Annotated in this window: 16 protein-coding genes and 2 tRNA genes; 8 read left to right on the forward strand and 10 right to left on the reverse strand. The window is 51.0% G+C overall.

Annotated elements, in window-relative coordinates:
- Nucleotides 1-21: 21 nt before the first annotated feature.
- Nucleotides 22-1,353 (reverse strand): amino-acid N-acetyltransferase, encoded by a 1,332-nt coding sequence (gene argA / locus FFT88_RS14945; protein ID WP_135405608.1) that lies wholly within the window; start codon nucleotides 1,351-1,353, stop codon nucleotides 22-24.
- 231 nt (nucleotides 1,354-1,584) lie between these two features.
- On the opposite strand from argA, the gene amiC reads away from it, so the two are divergent.
- A complete protein-coding gene (gene amiC / locus FFT88_RS14950) occupies nucleotides 1,585-2,838 on the forward strand; it encodes an N-acetylmuramoyl-L-alanine amidase AmiC (protein ID WP_044189882.1) in 1,254 nt (417 codons plus the stop codon).
- 74 nt (nucleotides 2,839-2,912) lie between these two features.
- On the opposite strand, the gene FFT88_RS14955 is transcribed toward amiC, so the two are convergent.
- Nucleotides 2,913-2,989, reverse strand: a tRNA-Met gene (locus FFT88_RS14955).
- A 34-nt stretch (nucleotides 2,990-3,023) separates the two neighbouring features.
- A tRNA-Met gene (locus FFT88_RS14960) sits at nucleotides 3,024-3,100 on the reverse strand.
- A gap of 208 nt (nucleotides 3,101-3,308) precedes the next feature.
- On the opposite strand from FFT88_RS14960, the gene mltA reads away from it, so the two are divergent.
- Complete coding sequence (gene mltA, locus FFT88_RS14965) at nucleotides 3,309-4,406, forward strand: murein transglycosylase A (protein WP_130259363.1); 1,098 nt, start codon at nucleotides 3,309-3,311, stop codon at nucleotides 4,404-4,406.
- A gap of 238 nt (nucleotides 4,407-4,644) precedes the next feature.
- The gene (gene tcdA, locus FFT88_RS14970; RefSeq protein WP_000117724.1) at nucleotides 4,645-5,451 is read left to right on the forward strand and encodes a tRNA cyclic N6-threonylcarbamoyladenosine(37) synthase TcdA; all 807 of its coding nucleotides are present in this window, start codon (nucleotides 4,645-4,647) and stop codon (nucleotides 5,449-5,451) included.
- Nucleotides 5,452-5,507: 56 nt separating this feature from the next.
- Here the strand turns inward: tcdA and csdE are convergent, their stop codons facing one another.
- A complete protein-coding gene (gene csdE, locus FFT88_RS14975; RefSeq protein WP_131162401.1) occupies nucleotides 5,508-5,951 on the reverse strand; it encodes a cysteine desulfurase sulfur acceptor subunit CsdE in 444 nt (147 codons plus the stop codon).
- Entirely contained in the window at nucleotides 5,951-7,156 is a 1,206-nt protein-coding gene (gene csdA, locus FFT88_RS14980; protein WP_135405609.1) for a cysteine desulfurase CsdA, read from the reverse strand. The genes csdE and csdA overlap by 1 nt, the downstream gene beginning before the upstream one ends.
- A gap of 192 nt (nucleotides 7,157-7,348) precedes the next feature.
- Between csdA and FFT88_RS14985 the strand changes: the two genes are divergently transcribed.
- The 4 genes from FFT88_RS14985 (at nucleotide 7,349) to rlmM (ending at nucleotide 10,352) form a co-directional block, all read left to right on the forward strand.
- The gene (locus FFT88_RS14985) at nucleotides 7,349-7,576 is read left to right on the forward strand and encodes a YgdI/YgdR family lipoprotein (RefSeq protein ID WP_000750396.1); all 228 of its coding nucleotides are present in this window, start codon (nucleotides 7,349-7,351) and stop codon (nucleotides 7,574-7,576) included.
- A 351-nt stretch (nucleotides 7,577-7,927) separates the two neighbouring features.
- Nucleotides 7,928-8,845 carry a glycine cleavage system transcriptional regulator GcvA gene (gene gcvA, locus FFT88_RS14990; RefSeq protein WP_130207706.1) on the forward strand — a complete coding sequence of 306 codons (918 nt, stop codon included), beginning with the start codon at nucleotides 7,928-7,930 and terminating at the stop codon, nucleotides 8,843-8,845.
- Between the two features lie 18 nt (nucleotides 8,846-8,863).
- Entirely contained in the window at nucleotides 8,864-9,259 is a 396-nt protein-coding gene (locus FFT88_RS14995) for a DUF423 domain-containing protein (protein WP_000203905.1), read from the forward strand.
- The gene (gene rlmM, locus FFT88_RS15000; RefSeq protein WP_135405610.1) at nucleotides 9,252-10,352 is read left to right on the forward strand and encodes a 23S rRNA (cytidine(2498)-2'-O)-methyltransferase RlmM; all 1,101 of its coding nucleotides are present in this window, start codon (nucleotides 9,252-9,254) and stop codon (nucleotides 10,350-10,352) included. Before FFT88_RS14995 ends, rlmM begins: the two co-directional genes overlap by 8 nt.
- Nucleotides 10,353-10,403: 51 nt before the next feature.
- Here rlmM and xni read toward each other — a convergent pair whose 3' ends face one another.
- From xni to queF, 5 genes are all read right to left on the reverse strand, one after another.
- On the reverse strand, nucleotides 10,404-11,159 hold the full coding sequence (gene xni / locus FFT88_RS15005) for a flap endonuclease Xni (RefSeq protein WP_135405611.1): 756 nt from the start codon (nucleotides 11,157-11,159) through the stop codon (nucleotides 10,404-10,406).
- A gap of 284 nt (nucleotides 11,160-11,443) precedes the next feature.
- On the reverse strand, nucleotides 11,444-12,811 hold the full coding sequence (sdaB, locus tag FFT88_RS15010) for an L-serine ammonia-lyase II (protein WP_130207700.1): 1,368 nt from the start codon (nucleotides 12,809-12,811) through the stop codon (nucleotides 11,444-11,446).
- Between the two features lie 57 nt (nucleotides 12,812-12,868).
- The gene (gene sdaC, locus FFT88_RS15015; protein WP_064528228.1) at nucleotides 12,869-14,158 is read right to left on the reverse strand and encodes an HAAAP family serine/threonine permease SdaC; all 1,290 of its coding nucleotides are present in this window, start codon (nucleotides 14,156-14,158) and stop codon (nucleotides 12,869-12,871) included.
- Between the two features lie 557 nt (nucleotides 14,159-14,715).
- Nucleotides 14,716-16,080 (reverse strand): nucleotide 5'-monophosphate nucleosidase PpnN, encoded by a 1,365-nt coding sequence (gene ppnN / locus FFT88_RS15020; protein ID WP_130214553.1) that lies wholly within the window; start codon nucleotides 16,078-16,080, stop codon nucleotides 14,716-14,718.
- 111 nt (nucleotides 16,081-16,191) lie between these two features.
- Nucleotides 16,192-17,040, reverse strand: coding sequence for an NADPH-dependent 7-cyano-7-deazaguanine reductase QueF (queF, locus tag FFT88_RS15025; RefSeq protein ID WP_130221507.1), 849 nt, complete (start codon nucleotides 17,038-17,040; stop codon nucleotides 16,192-16,194).
- A gap of 67 nt (nucleotides 17,041-17,107) precedes the next feature.
- On the opposite strand from queF, the gene syd reads away from it, so the two are divergent.
- Nucleotides 17,108-17,653 carry a SecY-interacting protein gene (gene syd, locus FFT88_RS15030; protein ID WP_135405612.1) on the forward strand — a complete coding sequence of 182 codons (546 nt, stop codon included), beginning with the start codon at nucleotides 17,108-17,110 and terminating at the stop codon, nucleotides 17,651-17,653.
- Nucleotides 17,654-18,107 lie beyond the last annotated feature (454 nt).

The following is an 18,107-nucleotide window of genomic DNA, read 5'->3' on the forward strand; positions in this document are numbered from 1 at the left end:
GCATCCGGCGATTTTCATTGCTTACCCTAAATCCGCCATCAACACCTTTGATTTACGCTGGTAGTTGTACAACTGCTTTTTGCTCTCCGGCAGCAAATCAATATCCACTGGGGTAAATCCACGTTCCTGGAACCAGTGAATACTGCGCGTAGTCAGTACAAACAATTTGCTTAAGCCGCTTTGCTTCGCCTGGGCTGCAATGCGTTCCAGCAAAACTTCGCCCCTTGATGAACTGCGGTAATCCGGATGTACAGCCACGCATGCCATTTCACCTATCTTCTCTTCCGGGAATGGATAGAGCGCGGCGCAGGCAATAGTCGTGTTATCACGCTGAATAATGGTGAATTTGTCGATTTCCATCTCCAGTTGCTCGCGAGAACGACGCACCAGAATACCTTGCTGCTCCAGTGGGCGAATCAACTCCAGAATACCGCCAATATCGTTGATTGTTGCGCGACGAATCTGCTCGGCGCTTTCCATCACAATCTGCGTACCGATACCGTCGCGTGAGAACAACTCTTGCAACAGCGCGCCATCTTCCTGATAACTGATTAAATGACAGCGACGCACGCCGCTGCGGCAGGCTTTCACTGCGCCACGCAAAAAGCGCACCGTACCGGAGTTGTAATCGCCTTTCTCTTCCTGGGCTTCTACCCGCGCTTGCGCTTCGTTAGGGAAAAGTTCTGAGACAATATCACCGTCGTCATTAGTGACGCCCTGTGAAGAGCAAAAACCAATCATCTTCTCAGCTTTCAGTTTGATGGCCAGTTGAGTGGCAATCTCTTCCGAGGTCAGGTTAAAGCTCTCGCCAGTGACCGAAACCGCCACCGGCCCCATCAGCACAATCGCACCGCTGTCCAGTTGGCGATGGATCGCGTCTTCATCAATCCGCCGGATGCGCCCGCTATGGCAGTAATCCACACCATCATCCACGCCCAGCGGCTGGGCAATAATAAAATTGCCGCTGACGACGTTGATATGCGCGCCCTGCAGCGGCGTGTTATTGAGACTCATCGACAGGCGAGCAGTAATATCCAGTTGTAACGTACCCGCAGCCTGCTTCACCAGCTCCAGCGTTTTGGCGTCGGTCACGCGCGTATTCTTGTGATATAGCGGCTCGTGGTGATGCGCTGCCAGATTCGCGTCGATCTGGGGACGTGCGCCATAAACCACCACCAGACGGATGCCGAGGCTGTGCAACAACCCAATATCATTGACAATACTGGAGAAATTTTCATGCTCAATGGCTTCTCCGCCGAGCATGATGACAAACGTTTTTCCCCGGTGGGTATTGATATAGGGAACCGAATGGCGGAATCCCTCGACCAGCTCGGTTTTACGTTCCTTTACCACGGCACACCTCTTTGCATGATTATTCTAAATTATTGTATTTTTATTCTGTTTTTTCGCCGTGTGCAAGTGCAAATTTTATGCGAGTGCGACTTTTTTATCAGTAATACCGTGAATATAAATAGAATGTTTACCGTTTTATAGATGACAGATTATGCGTCTTTCGCTAAAGTTTCCGGTCAAATTGGTCGTTTACTTGTTACACAGCTTAGATTTCTTTTGCTCGGGAGAGGCATGTCAGGATCCAACACTGCAATCAGCCGTCGTCGTTTACTGCAAGGCGCGGGCGCCATGTGGCTATTGAGCGTAAGCCAGGTGAGTCTGGCTGCGGTCAGCCAGGTCGTGGCGGTGCGCGTCTGGCCTGCGTCCAGCTACACCCGCGTGACGGTAGAATCAAATCGTCAGCTGAAATATAAGCAGTTCGCGTTGAGTAACCCAGAACGCGTGGTGGTGGATATCGAAGATGTCAACCTGAACTCGGTGCTCAAAGGGATGGCTGCGCAAATCCGCGCTGACGACCCGTTCATCAAGTCGGCACGCGTCGGCCAATTTGATCCGCAAACCGTGCGGATGGTTTTTGAGTTAAAGCAAAATGTAAAACCGCAGATGTTTGCCCTCGCGCCGGTCGCCGGGTTTAAAGAACGTCTGGTGATGGACCTTTATCCGGCCAATGCTCAGGACATGCAAGACCCATTGCTGGCGCTGCTGGAAGATTACAATAAAGGCGACCTCGAAAAGCAGGTGCCGCCTGCGCAGAGTGGCCCACAGCCAGGCAAGGCCGGGCGCGATCGTCCGATTGTCATTATGCTCGACCCTGGCCACGGCGGCGAAGACTCCGGCGCGGTGGGGAAATACAAAACGCGCGAAAAAGACGTGGTATTGCAAATAGCTCGCCGTCTGCGCTCTCTGATCGAGAAAGAGGGCAATATGAAGGTTTACATGACGCGTAATGAAGATATCTTCATTCCGTTGCAAGTGCGCGTAGCAAAAGCACAGAAACAGCGTGCTGACTTGTTTGTCTCTATTCATGCCGACGCCTTTACCAGTCGCCAGCCGAGCGGTTCCTCGGTGTTTGCGCTCTCTACCAAAGGCGCAACCAGTACTGCGGCAAAATATCTGGCGCAAACCCAGAACGCCTCGGACTTGATTGGTGGCGTGAGCAAAAGCGGCGACCGCTATGTCGACCACACCATGTTCGATATGGTGCAGTCGTTGACCATTGCCGACAGCCTGAAGTTTGGTAAGGCCGTGCTAAATAAGCTGGGGAAAATCAACAAACTGCATAAGAATCAGGTTGAGCAGGCCGGGTTTGCTGTGCTGAAAGCGCCCGATATTCCCTCCATTCTGGTCGAAACGGCGTTTATCAGTAACGTTGAGGAAGAGCGCAAATTGAAAACGGCGACTTTCCAGCAGGAAGTTGCGGAGTCTATTCTTGCGGGAATTAAAGCGTATTTTGCCGATGGGGCGACGCTGGCGAGAAGGGGATGATAAAAAGGCGCTGAATGGCGCTTTTTTTATGGGAGAATAGAAACAAAAAAACACCCGTTAGGGTGTTCAATAATTGGTTGCGGGGGCCGGATTTGAACCGACGACCTTCGGGTTATGAGCCCGACGAGCTACCAGGCTGCTCCACCCCGCGTCACCGTACTGCTATTACTTCATCAAATTTTAATTGGTTGCGGGGGCCGGATTTGAACCGACGACCTTCGGGTTATGAGCCCGACGAGCTACCAGGCTGCTCCACCCCGCGTCCGTGGATGCGCACTATACTCCGCTCGCGTTTTCATGCAACCTTTTTTTTACTCTGATCACGGATTTGGCATGATTTTGAACAAAAACAAAGCATTGAAGTCTATTTTTTGTACAAAATTTGCATCAGGGAATACTACGGATTTCATTAAAGGCGACGGTTTGTTATCTTCATTAACGCCTTATTTTTTAACCTGAAGAAGAGAACAATGAAAGGACGTTGGGTAAAGTACCTTCTTATGGGCGCGGTTGTGACGATACTGGCCGCCTGCTCCTCCAAACCAACCGATCGCGGACAGCAATATAAAGACGGGAAATTTACCCAGCCTTTCTCTCTGGTGAACCAACCAGATGCTGTTGGCGCGCCGATTAACGCCGGTGATTTTGCCGAACAAATTAACCATATCCGCAACGCGTCGCCGCGTCTGTATGGCAACCAGAGTAGCGTTTATAACGCCGTGCAGGAGTGGCTGCGTGCAGGCGGTGATACCCGCAATATGCGCCAGTTCGGCATTGACGCCTGGCAGATGGAAGGTACGGATAATTACGGTAACGTACAGTTTACGGGCTATTACACGCCGGTGATTCAGGCGCGCCATACTCGTCAGGGCGAGTTCCAGTATCCTATTTATCGAATGCCGCCAAAACGTGGGCGTTTGCCGTCTCGCGCGGAGATCTACGCAGGAGCATTGAGCGATAAATACATCCTCGCTTACAGCAACTCTCTGATGGATAACTTCATTATGGATGTGCAGGGTAGTGGGTATATCGACTTTGGTGATGGCAGTCCGCTTAACTTCTTCAGCTATGCCGGAAAGAATGGTCATGCCTATCGCAGTATTGGCAAGGTGTTGATCGATCGTGGCGAAGTGAAAAAAGAAGATATGTCGATGCAGGCGATTCGTCACTGGGGTGAAACACACAGTGAAGCCGAAGTTCGCGAGCTGCTGGAACAGAACCCGTCTTTCGTCTTCTTTAAACCGCAGTCTTTTGCACCGGTGAAAGGGGCAAGTGCGGTGCCGCTGGTTGGTCGCGCTTCAGTTGCCTCCGATCGTTCCATTATCCCGCCAGGTACAACCTTGCTGGCAGAAGTGCCGCTGCTGGATAATAACGGCAAATTTAATGGTCAGTACGAACTGCGTCTGATGGTGGCGTTAGATGTCGGTGGTGCCATCAAAGGCCAACACTTCGATATCTATCAAGGAATCGGGCCGGAAGCCGGACACCGTGCAGGTTGGTATAACCACTATGGCCGGGTTTGGGTGCTGAAAACGGCCCCGGGCGCAGGTAACGTCTTTAGTGGTTGATGTGTTATTCTTTATGCCGTTTTTACGGATAAGGCAGGGTGAGGAATAACCTCACATCCTGATTATTAACTAAGTGCGCGTTGTTCATGCCGGAGGCGGCGTGAACACCTTATCCGGCCTACAAATCATGCAAATTCAATATATTGCAGGAGTTATGTAGGCCTGATAAGCGTAGCGCATCAGGCATTTATGCGTTTAGGGTGAGGGATAACCTCGCCCTTTTTAATTCTGAGGTGCTATGTCTGTTGTAATTAGTGATGCATGGCGTCAGCGTTTTGGTGGCACAGCGCGTCTGTATGGTGAAAAAGCGTTGCAACTGTTCGCTGATGCGCATATTTGTGTGGTGGGTATCGGTGGTGTCGGTTCCTGGGCGGCGGAAGCGCTGGCGCGCACGGGGATTGGCGCAATCACGCTTATTGATATGGATGATGTGTGCGTCACCAATACCAATCGGCAAATTCACGCCCTGCGCGATAACGTCGGGCTGGCAAAAGCGGAAGTGATGGCGGAGCGCATTCGCCAGATTAACCCTGAGTGCCGTGTAACAGTAGTCGATGACTTCGTGACGCCGGATAACGTAGCGCAATACATGAGTGCAGGTTATTCGTATGTAATTGATGCCATTGATAGCGTGCGACCCAAAGCGGCGCTGATTGCTTATTGTCGGCGCAATAAAATCCCGCTAGTCACGACCGGTGGCGCTGGTGGGCAGATTGATCCGACGCAGATTCAGGTTACCGATCTGGCGAAAACGATTCAGGATCCGCTGGCGGCGAAGCTGCGCGAGCGCCTGAAAAGCGATTTCGGCGTGGTGAAAAACAGTAAAGGTAAGCTCGGCGTGGATTGCGTGTTCTCTACCGAAGCACTGGTGTACCCGCAGTCAGACGGCACGGTCTGTGCAATGAAAGCCACGGCGGAAGGGCCAAAGCGGATGGATTGCGCATCTGGATTTGGCGCCGCGACGATGGTAACCGCCACCTTTGGGTTTGTTGCGGTTTCTCATGCGCTGAAGAAGATGATGGCGAAAGCGGCGCGCCAGGGGTAAACATTAGGTCGGATGCGACGTCTGGTGTGTCTTATCCGACCAGGAACTGTGTAACATCAAGCTTGCTTCGCCGCAGCGAGAATTGCCTCGCTTAACGCATTCAATCCCTGACTGCGAGAGGCGCTAAGTTGCGCACGCAATCCCAGCTCATCAAACAATGCCAGCGGCGACAGTGCTTGTAACTCGGCGGCGGTTTTGCCCTCAACGGCAGTCAGCAATACGGCCAGCAGACCGCGCACAATGCGCCCTTCGCTATCACCAAAGAAATGCATCCTGCCGTTTTCTGCGACGTTATATCCAAGCCAGACGCGGTTTTCACATCCGGCAATTTCTTTGGCCTGTGCTTTTAATTCGTCTGGCAACGCAGGCAGCTGTTTCCCCAACATAATCAGCTGGCGATATTTGTCTTCCCATTGCGTCAATGGCGCGAAAGTATCGCGTAACGTCTCTACGGTAACGGTTGTGCCGAACGGATGTCCGGCGAATTGCGGGTTCGTCATTAATCCACCAATAATTCCAGCGCGCGGTCAACGGCATTCACCAGCGCATCCACATCACTCTTTGTATTATATGGCGCAAAAGAGGCGCGCAGAGTGCCGGTTACGCCTAATTCTGCCAACAGCGGTTGAGCACAGTGCTGCCCGGCGCGCAGGGCAATACCATATTCCGCCAGTAGCGTCACCATATCGCTGTGATGAACACCCGCGAAATCAAAGGCCAGCAGGCTGGAGTCCTGACAGCGGAATGAACGAAAGCCTGGACGTTTTGCCAGAGCGTCTTCTGCGAGCGTCGCCAGGCTACGGCTCCAGCTTTCTGCCTGGTCGATATCGTAATCTGCCAGCCATTCCAGCGCTGCGCTTAATCCTATGACACCAGCGACATTTGGCGTTCCGGCTTCCAGTTTCCACGGCGCGGATTGAGTAGTGAAGCCGTCAAAACTCACTTCGTGAATCATTTTGCCGCCGCCCAGCCAGGGCGACATCGCTTCCAGCAGTTCTGGTTTGCCGTAAAGCACGCCGATACCCGTCGGGCCATACAGTTTGTGACCAGAGAAAGCATAGAAATCGATATCCAGTTGCTGAACATCGGCAGGGAAATGCACTGCGCCCTGAGCACCATCAACCATCACCACCATCCCGGCTGAATGAGCAAAGGTAATCGCTCGCGCCAGATCCGGGCAACCGCCAGTGACGTTCGACATCTGGCCCAACGCCAGAATCCGACTACGGGGAGTAATTAACTCCGGCAATAAATCGACATCCGGCAACTGCTGCGCATTAAGCGGCAGTTTCACCACTTTGGCTCCGGTTTGTTGGGCAACCATTAGCCAGGGAACGAGGTTAGCGTGATGCTCTGCCACGCTGACAATAATCTCATCGCCCGGTTGCAGACGCGGACGGGCATAGCATTGTGCCACCATGTTGATGGATTCAGTGGTGCCGCGCGTCCAGACGATAGTTTTATCATCCGGTGCATTTAGCAATTGCGCTACTTTTTCCCGAGCAGCTTCATAACGTGCGGTCAGACGTTGGGCTTCGGCAAACTGGCTGCGATGGACGTTTCCGGCGCTCAGGCTATAGAACTGCCGGGTTGCTTCAACCACAGCTTCGGGTTTGAGTGCGGTCGCTGCACTATCGAGATAAACGCCCGCATCCTGTAGCGCGGGAAACTGGGCGCGAAATTGCGCGGGATTAAAAACGTTCATGAGACTCCTCGGCTTGATTCGCCGATCGTGACGCAAAATTCACTTTGATACAAGGTGAGTGCTAACCATCGGAATTGTCTGGATATCCAGGCGAAACCGCAGCAGTGACATATGCTGAATAGTGTCAGGTGCAAATTTTAGCCTGTTAATTGATTTTCATTGCGAGCTAATAATCGCTTTAAGGAGAAGAAGATGAAAAAGACCGCCGCAATTATCTCTGCCTGTATGCTGACTTTTGCCCTTAGCGCCTGCTCTGGTTCAAATTATGTCATGCACACCAACGATGGGCGCACCATTGTTGCTGACGGCAAACCGATGACGGATGATGAAACCGGTATGATTTCTTATAAAGACGCTAATGGCAACAAACAGCAGATCAACCGTACCGACGTGAAAGAGATGGTCGAACTGGATCAGTAATTCGCGATCGCAAGGTAAAAAAAAAGCACCGCAATTAGGCGGTGCTACATTAATCACTATGGACAGACAGGGTAAATGTACAGGAAGTGAAAAAAGGTAGCTTTGCTACCATGGTCTGAATCGCAGACCAATTGCAAACACAACAACACAACATCACAACCGTAAGCCAAAAGTTCACCAGAACACGCATTCCGATAAAACTTTTCGTTCCGGCTCAGGAAGTGCCGCCACTATAGGTATTTGCTGGTAGAAGCTCAACGGACAATTTATAATGGCTCAGATTAAAAAAACTAATAGGTTACACAATGTGATCTAATTGTTAAATTCATTTAACATCAAAGTTTAAAAGCCATGTCTAAACGATTACCACCGCTAAATGCCTTACGAGTTTTTGATGCCGCAGCCCGCCATTTAAGCTTCACGCGTGCAGCAGAAGAGCTTTTTGTGACCCAGGCCGCAGTAAGTCATCAAATCAAGTCCCTTGAGGATTTTTTGGGGCTAAAACTGTTCCGCCGCCGTAATCGTTCACTTCTATTGACCGAGGAAGGGCAAAGCTATTTTCTCGATATCAAAGAGATATTTTCGCAATTAACCGAAGCGACGCGTAAACTCCAGGCCCGTAGCGCCAAAGGGGCATTGACGGTCAGCTTACTCCCCAGTTTTGCCATCCACTGGCTGGTACCGCGACTTTCCAGCTTTAATTCAGCTTATCCGGGAATCGACGTTCGAATCCAGGCGGTCGACCGACAGGAAGATAAACTGGCGGATGATGTCGACGTGGCGATATTTTATGGCCGAGGCAACTGGCCGGGGCTGCGGGTGGAAAAGCTTTACGCCGAATACCTGTTGCCAGTGTGTTCGCCTTTACTATTAACCGGTGAGAAATCCTTGAAGACGCCGGAAGATCTGGCTAAACATACGTTATTACACGATGCATCCCGGCGAGACTGGCAGACATATACCCGCCAGTTGGGGCTGACTCATATTAACGTTCAGCAAGGGCCTATCTTCAGCCATAGCGCCATGGTGCTACAAGCAGCCATTCACGGGCAGGGGGTGGCGCTGGCAAATAACGTGATGGCGCAATCTGAAATCGAGGCCGGACGCCTTGTTTGCCCGTTTAATGACGTATTGGTCAGTAAAAATGCTTTTTATCTGGTATGTCATGACAGCCAGGCAGAACTGGGTAAAATAGCCGCCTTTCGCCAATGGATCCTGGCGAAAGCCGCTGCTGAACAAGAAAAATTCCGCTTTCGTTATGAACAATAATTTATGTAGGGTACGACCATGACCAGCCGTTTTATGCTGATTTTCGCCGCCATTAGCGGCTTCATTTTTGTCGCTCTGGGTGCTTTTGGTGCGCATGTTTTAAGTAAAACCATGGGTGCCGTTGAAATGGGCTGGATCCAGACCGGCCTCGAATACCAGGCATTTCATACGCTGGCAATTTTAGGTCTGGCGGTGGCAATGCAACGTCGCATCAGTATCTGGTTTTACTGGAGTAGCGTCTTTCTGGCGCTAGGTACGGTGCTGTTCAGCGGCAGCCTTTATTGCCTGGCGCTGTCTCATCTGCGTTTGTGGGCGTTTGTCACTCCGGTCGGCGGTGTGAGTTTTCTCGCGGGCTGGGCGTTAATGTTAGTTGGTGCTATCCGTTTAAAGCGCAAGGGCGTAAGTCATGAATAAAGTTGTATTGTTGTGCCGTCCGGGCTTTGAAAAAGAGTGCGCCGCAGAAATTACCGATAAAGCCGGCCAGCGGGAAATTTTCGGTTTTGCCCGCGTGAAAGAGAATGCGGGTTATGTGATTTATGAATGTTATCAACCTGATGATGGCGATAAGTTAATCCGTGAGCTGCCGTTCAGTTCATTAATTTTTGCCCGCCAGTGGTTTGTGGTGGGAGAACTGCTCCAGCATTTGCCGCAGGAAGACCGCATTACGCCCATAGTTGGCATGTTGCAGGGTGTGGTAGAGAAGGGCGGCGAACTTCGCGTTGAAGTCGCGGACACCAACGAAAGTAAAGAGTTACTGAAATTCTGCCGCAAATTTACTGTACCGTTACGGGCTGCCTTGCGTGATGCGGGCGTCCTGGCGAGCTATGAAACGCTGAAGCGTCCAGTGGTGCATGTGTTCTTTATCGCGCCAGGCTGCTGTTATACCGGCTACTCTTACAGCAATAATAACTCGCCGTTCTATATGGGCATTCCGCGCCTGAAGTTTCCGGCAGATGCACCAAGTCGTTCCACACTCAAACTGGAAGAGGCATTTCATGTGTTTATTCCTGCGGATGAATGGGATGAACGCCTGGCGAACGGGATGTGGGCGGTGGATTTGGGCGCTTGCCCGGGCGGCTGGACCTACCAACTGGTGAAGCGCAACATGTGGGTTTACTCCGTTGATAACGGCCCGATGGCGCAAAGTCTGATGGATACTGGACAAGTAACGTGGCTGCGGGAAGATGGTTTTAAATTCCGCCCGACACGTAGCAATATCTCGTGGATGGTGTGTGACATGGTGGAAAAACCGGCGAAGGTCGCGGCTTTGATGGCGCAGTGGCTGGTTAATGGCTGGTGTCGTGAAACTATCTTCAACCTTAAATTGCCGATGAAAAAACGCTACGAAGAAGTATCACACAATCTGGCGTACATTCAGGCACAGCTTGATGAACATGGCATTAACGCCCAGATTCAGGCGCGTCAGTTGTATCACGATCGCGAAGAAGTGACGGTGCACGTCCGCCGAATCTGGGCTGCGGTGGGTGGTCGTCGCGACGAACGATAATCTGAGTACGTGTGCCGGAAGCTATTACTGTCTGCTTCCGGCATTGGTTTATCAGCGTTTAAGTCTGAGCTGCTGTAAATTGCCGTCGATATGCAAATCAGTCTGTAAGCGGGCGATATCACGGCACAGGAATGCCATCTCTTTATGGGTTTCTAATTTTTTGCGCCACTTTTCGGCAACCGTATCCAGATTCTCATATATCCCTTCCAGACTCTGAAACTCGACCAGCAGCTGCGTGGCGCTTTTTGGCCCAATTCCCGCAACGCCTGGCACCTTTGAACTACTGATCCCCGCCAGCCCCCAGTAATCGGGCAATTGCTGCGGTTGAACGCCAAATTCTTTATCGATAAACGGTGCATCCAGCCAACGTTTCTGGAAGTAATCGCGAATACGTAATGTAGGTGAAAGTAGCTGACAGTAGCCTTTATCTGTCGAAACGATGGTTGCCTGATGCCCGGCCTGTGTCACTTTGACCGCCAGCGTGGCGGCTAAGTCATCGGCTTCGTTGCCGCTGGCTGACCAGCACGGGACACCGCGTTGCTCAAAGGCTGCGCGTAACGCGGGCATTTCGTTGTGCAACTCTTCCGGCATTGGCGGGCGACCCGCTTTGTAATCTGGCAGGCGCTGATGACGCCAGCCGCTACTGCGGTTTTCATCATCAAAAACGGCGACGGCGTGGGTCGGCTGGCTGTGCATAATAAGTTGATCAAGGGCGTGCTGGCAGGTTTCGACGCAGGGTGAACCCTGCACGGCATGAATGCGACGAATAAGATTCAGTGCATCGACGATAAGCAAATGAACAGCCACAATATTCCCCCTTAAAGATCAGGCGATAAGGGTAACATTGGTCACCGGAACAGGCTACGACTGGATGAGAAAACAGGAAGAGGGCTCGCAAAACGAGAACTGATATTGATGACAACGACAAATTGCCTGATGCGCTACGCTTATCATGCCTACAAAAGAATCGCAATCTATTGAATTTGCGCTGTTTTGTAGGTCGGATGAGGCATTTACGCCGCATCCGGCATAAACAACAGGCACATTCTCAACAATGTGAGGCCTCGCACAACGAGGCCTCTGGAGAACGATTAATCGCAGGCAACGATCTTCATCGCCAGGCCGCCGCGAGAGGTTTCGCGATACTTGGCGTTCATGTCTTTACCTGTTTCGTACATGGTTTCGATAACTTTATCGAGGCAGACGCGCGGTTCGCTGGTACGGCGCAGTGCCATACGCGCGGCGTTCACCGCTTTTACTGCCGCAATGGCGTTACGCTCGATGCACGGTACCTGTACCTGTCCAGCAACCGGGTCACACGTCAGGCCGAGGTTATGCTCCATAGCGATTTCCGCCGCGATGCACACCTGCGCCGGGCTTGCGCCTAATAGTTCTGCCAGACCCGCCGCCGCCATTGAGCACGCCACGCCAACTTCACCCTGGCAACCCACTTCGGCACCAGAAATCGACGCGTTCATCTTATAAAGAGAACCAATCGCGCTGGCTACCAGCAGGTAACGAGCCAGTGAGTTAGCGTTCACTTCGCGGATAAACTTGTCGTAGTACGCCAGCACTGCCGGGATAATCCCGCACGCACCGTTAGTCGGCGCAGTCACCACACGACCGCCCGCAGCGTTCTCTTCGTTCACTGCCAGTGCGAACATGTTGATCCAGTCAACAACCGCCATCGGGTCAGTGGTGGTTTTATCCTGGCTGACCAGCATCCGGCGCAGTGCCGCGGCACGACGTGGAACGCGCAGTTTGCCCGGCAGCACACCTTCGGTGGAAATACCGCGTTCAATACCGCCACGCATCACTTCCCAGACGTTCGCCAGGTGCTGTTCCAGCTCTTCTTTGCTGTGCAGCGCCAGCTCGTTTTTCATCATCAGACCAGAGAGTGACAGCCCGGTTTCCTGACAATGTTTTTGCAGATCGGCAGCAGAACTGTACGGATATGGAACTTCAACCGGTGCACTATCCTGCTGGCCAAAATGCTCTTCATCAACGATAAAGCCACCGCCGATGGAGTAATACGTCTGGCTGTAAACAACTTTATCGCCCGCCAGCGCGGTAATGCGCATGCCGTTCTCATGCAGAGAAAGGTTATCGGCATGGAAGTTCATGCATTCATCAACCGGAAACTCGACTTCGTGCTGACCGTTTGCCAGCATCAGGCGACCGTGAGTATTCACATCCTGAATAAAACCAGGGATGGAATCGATATCCACGGTATCCGGCAGATTCCCTGCCAGGCCCATAATAATGGCGATATCAGTGTGGTGCCCTTTGCCGGTCAGAGAGAGCGAGCCGTACACGTCAACCACCACGCGGGTCACGTCTTTAAGCAGGTTACGGGCAATCAGATCGTCGGTAAATTGTTTACCCGCTTTCATTGGTCCAACGGTATGAGAACTGGAAGGGCCAATGCCGATTTTGAAAATATCGAATACGCTAATCATAGGAAATACATCGCGTTAAAACGGAGGAAGCGCCGCCCGAAAGCGGCGCGAAAGGACTTAGCTGAACAGAGAGTAGAAGATTGCGGAGATTGCAATCAGACCCATCACGACAACGAATACGTTGCTGATGTGACCGCTGTATTTACGCATTGCCGGTACTTTCTGAATGGCGTACATCGGCATCAGGAACAGGATCATCGCGATGATTGGGCCGCCCAGGGTTTCAATCATACCCAGGATGCTCGGGTTCAGGGTGGCAACAATCCAGGTCGTTACCAGCATGAACAGCGCAGTGATACGGTTCAGCTTGTTGATTTCGATAGACTTACCTTTACCACGCAGTGATTTGATCACCATACCGTTGAAGCCTTCACGTGCGCCCAGGTAGTGGCCCAGGAAGGATTTGGTGATAGCGATAATCGCGATAATCGGAGCCATCCACGCGATGATCGGCGCGTTAAAGTGGTTAGCCAGGTAAGACAGAATCGAGATGTTCTGCTCTTTAGCCGCAGCCAGGTCTGCCGGAGTCAGGCTCAGTACGCAGCTGAATACGAAAAACATTACGGTCAGCACCATCATGATGTGAGCGAATGCCAGGATCTTCGAGCATTTCTGTTCTGCCATATCGCCGTACTCTTCACGCTTCGCAACGGCGAAAGAAGAGATGATCGGAGAGTGGTTGAACGAGAACACCATTACCGGAATTGCCAGCCACAGGGTCATCCACAGACCGTTTCCGGTTGCAGATGCAGTGTCCAGAGACAGAGTTTCCAGTGCTGCGCCGTTCCACTGCGGGATCAGGTACAGAGCCAGCAGCATCAGTACGCCAACAAACGGGAATACCAGAATACTCATCGCCTTAACGATCATCTGCTCACCGAAGCGAACGATGGTCATCATACCCACGATCAGGATCAGTGACAGAATCGCACGCGGCGGCGGCGTCATACCCAGCTGGTGAGACATGAAGCTTTCAACCGTGTTGGTGATTGCCACGCTGTAAACCAGCAGAATCGGGTAGATAGCGAAGAAGTAGAGCAGGGTAATCAGTTTACCTGCGCCAATACCAAAGTGTTCTTCTACTACCTCGGTGATGTCTTCGCCTGGGTTTTTACCAGACAGCACGAAGCGAGTCAGGCCACGATGCGCAAAGTACGTCATCGGGAACGCAAGGATAGCCATGATGATCAGCGGGATCATACCGCCAACACCGGCGTTGATTGGCAGGAACAGCACGCCCGCGCCGATTGCCGTGCCGTAAAGGCCCAGCATCCACATGGTATCTGTCTTGCGCCAGGCACTGCGAGAGTCTTTCGACGCAATCGTGCTGGTTTGAGTCGTTTCCATCTATTTCTCCTGGAGGAATGCAAATAATTCAGCTTTTAGCCAGTTCAGCCCGGGAAGGTGCCTGGCCGTAAAAATGAAATCTGTCTATCGGCGATGGCTTAATCATTTTCCGCCGTAATAATTTGAGGGCGGAAAGATACACACAAGTTATGTATCTATCAGTGATCTTGATCTCAAATACAATAATCTACTTGGAAGATAGATAATCCCAACGCTTTACTCTGTAAATCAAAAGTAAAAGAGAATTTAAGGGCAATATTTGGCAGATTAACGACATCTGACCTCTTCCGGGGCGCGCAATATATGTAGGTTGAACTGCAAAAATCAATACTTTTAGTTAATGATTGCAAGATTTTCTTTTTTGCGGAGATAAAATGCGGTCTTCAAATGAAGGGAAACGTTTGCGCTACAACATAAATTGTATGACATATTGTATGTGGTGATATTAATGACATGATGACGCTCTGAAACATTCATATAACAAATGAAATGGATTGATTAGTGAGCGACCAAAAAAGAGAAAAACCCGGCAACAAACGTTACCGGGGAAGGGAGGATTAGGTGCAGATTTCGTAGCAAGGGATGTAGGCAGAGCCTGGTAACTTCATACGATGTTGGGCAACAAACCCCTGAAGCAGGTCGTCCATACGGCGCATGATCTCTTTATCACCGTTGATTTTGTATGGCCCAAACTCTTCAATGGCGCGAATGCCGACTTCTTTTACGTTCCCCGCCACAATGCCAGAAAATGCACGACGCAGGTCGGCAGCCAGCACTTCAACGGGCTGATCCGGGTAAAGCTTCAGATTAGCCATATTCTCGTGAGACGGCTCAAACGGCATTTGCAAATCTGGCGTAATACGCATTGACCAGTTAAAGCTGTAGGCATCGCCCGTATCGCGACGGTTTTCTTTCACCTGCGCCATCGCTTTTTTCATCTGACGGGCTACTTCTGCAGCGTCATCAATGATGATGCGATAATGGCGGCGCGCGTTTTCTCCCAACGTATGCACGACAAACTCGTCCAGTACGCGGAAGTAATCAGCACTCTCTTTCGGGCCGGTGAGGATCAATGGCAAGACCTGATCTTTGTTGGCCGGATTCATTAAAATTCCCAGCAAATACAGTAGCTCTTCCGCTGTACCCACACCGCCTGGGAAGATAATGATGCCGTGGGCGATACGGACAAACGCTTCCAGACGTTTTTCGATATCCGGCATGATGATCAGTTCGTTAACCAGCGGGTTAGGCGGTTCAGCAGCGATAATCGATGGTTCAGTCATACCAATAAAACGGCTGTCTTTGTAACGCTGTTGGGCGTGTCCGACCGCCGCGCCTTTCATCGGTGCTTCCATCGCGCCTGGACCACAGCCAGTGCAGATATTTAACTCACGCAGCCCCAACTGATTACCAACGCGACGGGCATACAAATACTCGTTTTCGTTGATGGAGTGACCACCCCAGCACACCACCATATTGGGCGCTTCGCCCACGTGCAGCGCGCGAGCATTGCGCAAGATAGAAAAAACCAGGTTGGTAATGTGAACAGAGTTGTCGAGATTCAGATTTGGAAAACGAACGGTGTTATGGATTTGCCCATAGACGAAGAGAATGTCGCGCAGGACAGCGAACAAGTTGGCCTGCAAGGCGCGAATTATACGCCCATCGACAAAAGCTTCTTCCGGGGGATTGATCAGTTCTAACTTAACGCCGCGTTCACGGCGTAGCACGTTAATGTCGAAATTTTCAAAACGGGACAGCAATTCTTTGCTGTTATCGGTGAGGCTACCGGAGTTCAGAACAGCGAGTGAACAGTTGCGAAATAGTTGATAGAGGTCGCTGCTGGCGGTGCGTTTAAGCATGTCCACTTCCAACTGCGACAACATATCCATGGAGCCAAGCGGGCTAATATGTGTAATCAAGAAAAACTCCTTATGGGACGATTATCGTCATTCCCTTTGATTACAATAGCCCTGCCTGATGACCTTTCACAACCTTATGCGTGAATCCAGCACGCAAAATTGAGAAAAATTTTATTGCCGTGCCAGACGGGTTGTCGATGGGACAAAATCACAGTTACTGCGCCACGGGTTAATGTCCAGACCGCCACGACGGGTATAACGTGCGTAAACACTTAATTTCTCTGGCTGGCAGAAGCGTAACAGGTCATTAAAAATGCGTTCTACGCACTGTTCATGGAACTCGTTATGATGACGGAAAGAAACCAGATAACGCAGCAGTTTTTCCCTGTCAATCTTGCGTCCACGATACTGAATCTGGATAGACCCCCAGTCTGGTTGATGAGTAATCAGGCAGTTTGATTTCAGCAGGTGGCTAACGAGTGTTTCTTCCACCACTTTCTCGCCGCTGGTGGCATTCTCAAGATAGTCAGTGGTGAATTCATAGTTATCGATAGCGATATCCTGGTCATCAATGCAGGTGCCATTGAAATGCCCCACCGGCTGGCCTTCCAGTTCATCAAGACGATATAGCGCCACGCTAACGTTACCCTGGGCGCAAGTGCTTAAGTCGCGCTCCAGCGTCTGGCGCACTTCCTCCCAATTGTTAAAGCGTGTCTGGTTAAAGCTGTTGAGATAGAGCTTAAAACTCTTCGACTCAATGAGATTTACGCTGGTGTAATCAAGTTCAACATGACCCACGGCAACCTGCGGCAAACCTTTCGCATTCAGCCAGGAGAGTTCATATAGCGTCCAGATATCCGTACCGTGGAAAGGCAGATTATCTGCTTTCAGGCCCAGCGGATCGCGATTCAAACTACGTGGAACGCCTTGTAGCAGGCTGGCGTCATAGGTATCCCGGTAATCGGTTGATTTTCCAAGAGTCAGGCCCGCAAGTGCCTGATGGTTTGCATAAGAAGACATGTTTCACCGTCATAAACCAGATAAACTAAACGACAAGTGTATCTGGTTTAAGTGAAGAGAGAAATTAGTGGACGAATTGACCGCACAAGCCTTGAGAGATTTTACCACGCGTTACTGCGATGCCTGGCACGAACAGCACAATAGTTGGCCGTTAAGCGAGGAGCTGTATGGCGTTCCTTCACCGTGCATTATTTCAACCACTAATGATGCTGTGTTCTGGCAACCGCAGCCGTTTAGCGGTGAGCAAAATGTAAACGCGGTTGAGCGTGCGTTTGATATTGTGATACAACCCGCAATTCATACCTTCTATACGGCCCAGTTTGCCGGGGATATGCATGCGCAGTTTGGCGATATCAAACTGACATTACTGCAAACCTGGAGCGAAGATGACTTCCGCCGGGTGCAGGAAAACCTGATTGGACATCTGGTTACCCAGAAACGTCTGAAACTGCCCCCCACGTTATTTATCGCCACACTGGAAGAAGAGCTGGAGGTGATTTCGGTGTGTAATCTCTCTGGCGAAGTATGCAAAGAGACGCTGGGTACGCGGAATCGTACCCATTTAGCCTCAAATCTTGCGGAATTCCTTACGCAGCTTAAGCCTCTTCTGTAATCCAATTACCCCGTCTGGTTGTGAGAGATCTCTTACAGACCCTGTAGGAGATCGCCAGAAAGTAAGTGAATACTTAAAAAGATAAGAATCATATTTCTATTTTAAATCAATGAGTTGACTGAGTATTCTTAACTTTCGTATGAAATTTTCCTTAAGGCATTGTCTGTAAGCGCCTTGTAAGACTCAGTGAAAAAGACGATTCTATCTTCGTCGACAGGGAGTCAGACAACGAAGTGAACATCAGGATGATGACACTTCTAAAGGACACGCCAGGATGGTGTTTCAGGGAAAGGCTTCTGGATGAAGCGAAGAGGAAAACGCTGGATGCGTTAAAGGACACCTCCAGGACGGAGAATGAGAACCGGTCAGGATGATTCGGTGGGTCAGGAAGGCCAGGGACACTTCAGGATGAAGTATCACATCGGGGTGGTGTGAGCAGGAAGCATTAGTTCAG

The sequence above is a fragment of the Escherichia sp. E4930 genome (genome assembly GCF_005845405.1).
Taxonomy (GTDB): Bacteria; Pseudomonadota; Gammaproteobacteria; order Enterobacterales; family Enterobacteriaceae; genus Escherichia.

Excerpts from the sequence above, each read along its gene's own strand:
- sdaC (WP_064528228.1), bottom strand. The coding sequence starts at position 14,158 with ATGGAAACGACTCAAACCAGCACGATTGCGTCGAAAGACTCTCGCAGT.
- FFT88_RS14995 (WP_000203905.1), top strand. The coding sequence starts at position 8,864 with ATGACCAGCCGTTTTATGCTGATTTTCGCCGCCATTAGCGGCTTCATT.
- csdA (WP_135405609.1), bottom strand. The coding sequence starts at position 7,156 with ATGAACGTTTTTAATCCCGCGCAATTTCGCGCCCAGTTTCCCGCGCTA.
- tcdA (WP_000117724.1), top strand. The coding sequence starts at position 4,645 with ATGTCTGTTGTAATTAGTGATGCATGGCGTCAGCGTTTTGGTGGCACA.
- amiC (WP_044189882.1), top strand. The coding sequence starts at position 1,585 with ATGTCAGGATCCAACACTGCAATCAGCCGTCGTCGTTTACTGCAAGGC.
- gcvA (WP_130207706.1), top strand. The coding sequence starts at position 7,928 with ATGTCTAAACGATTACCACCGCTAAATGCCTTACGAGTTTTTGATGCC.
- sdaB (WP_130207700.1), bottom strand. The coding sequence starts at position 12,811 with ATGATTAGCGTATTCGATATTTTCAAAATCGGCATTGGCCCTTCCAGT.
- rlmM (WP_135405610.1), top strand. The coding sequence starts at position 9,252 with ATGAATAAAGTTGTATTGTTGTGCCGTCCGGGCTTTGAAAAAGAGTGC.
- mltA (WP_130259363.1), top strand. The coding sequence starts at position 3,309 with ATGAAAGGACGTTGGGTAAAGTACCTTCTTATGGGCGCGGTTGTGACG.
- csdE (WP_131162401.1), bottom strand. The coding sequence starts at position 5,951 with ATGACGAACCCGCAATTCGCCGGACATCCGTTCGGCACAACCGTTACC.
- FFT88_RS14985 (WP_000750396.1), top strand. The coding sequence starts at position 7,349 with ATGAAAAAGACCGCCGCAATTATCTCTGCCTGTATGCTGACTTTTGCC.
- queF (WP_130221507.1), bottom strand. The coding sequence starts at position 17,040 with ATGTCTTCTTATGCAAACCATCAGGCACTTGCGGGCCTGACTCTTGGA.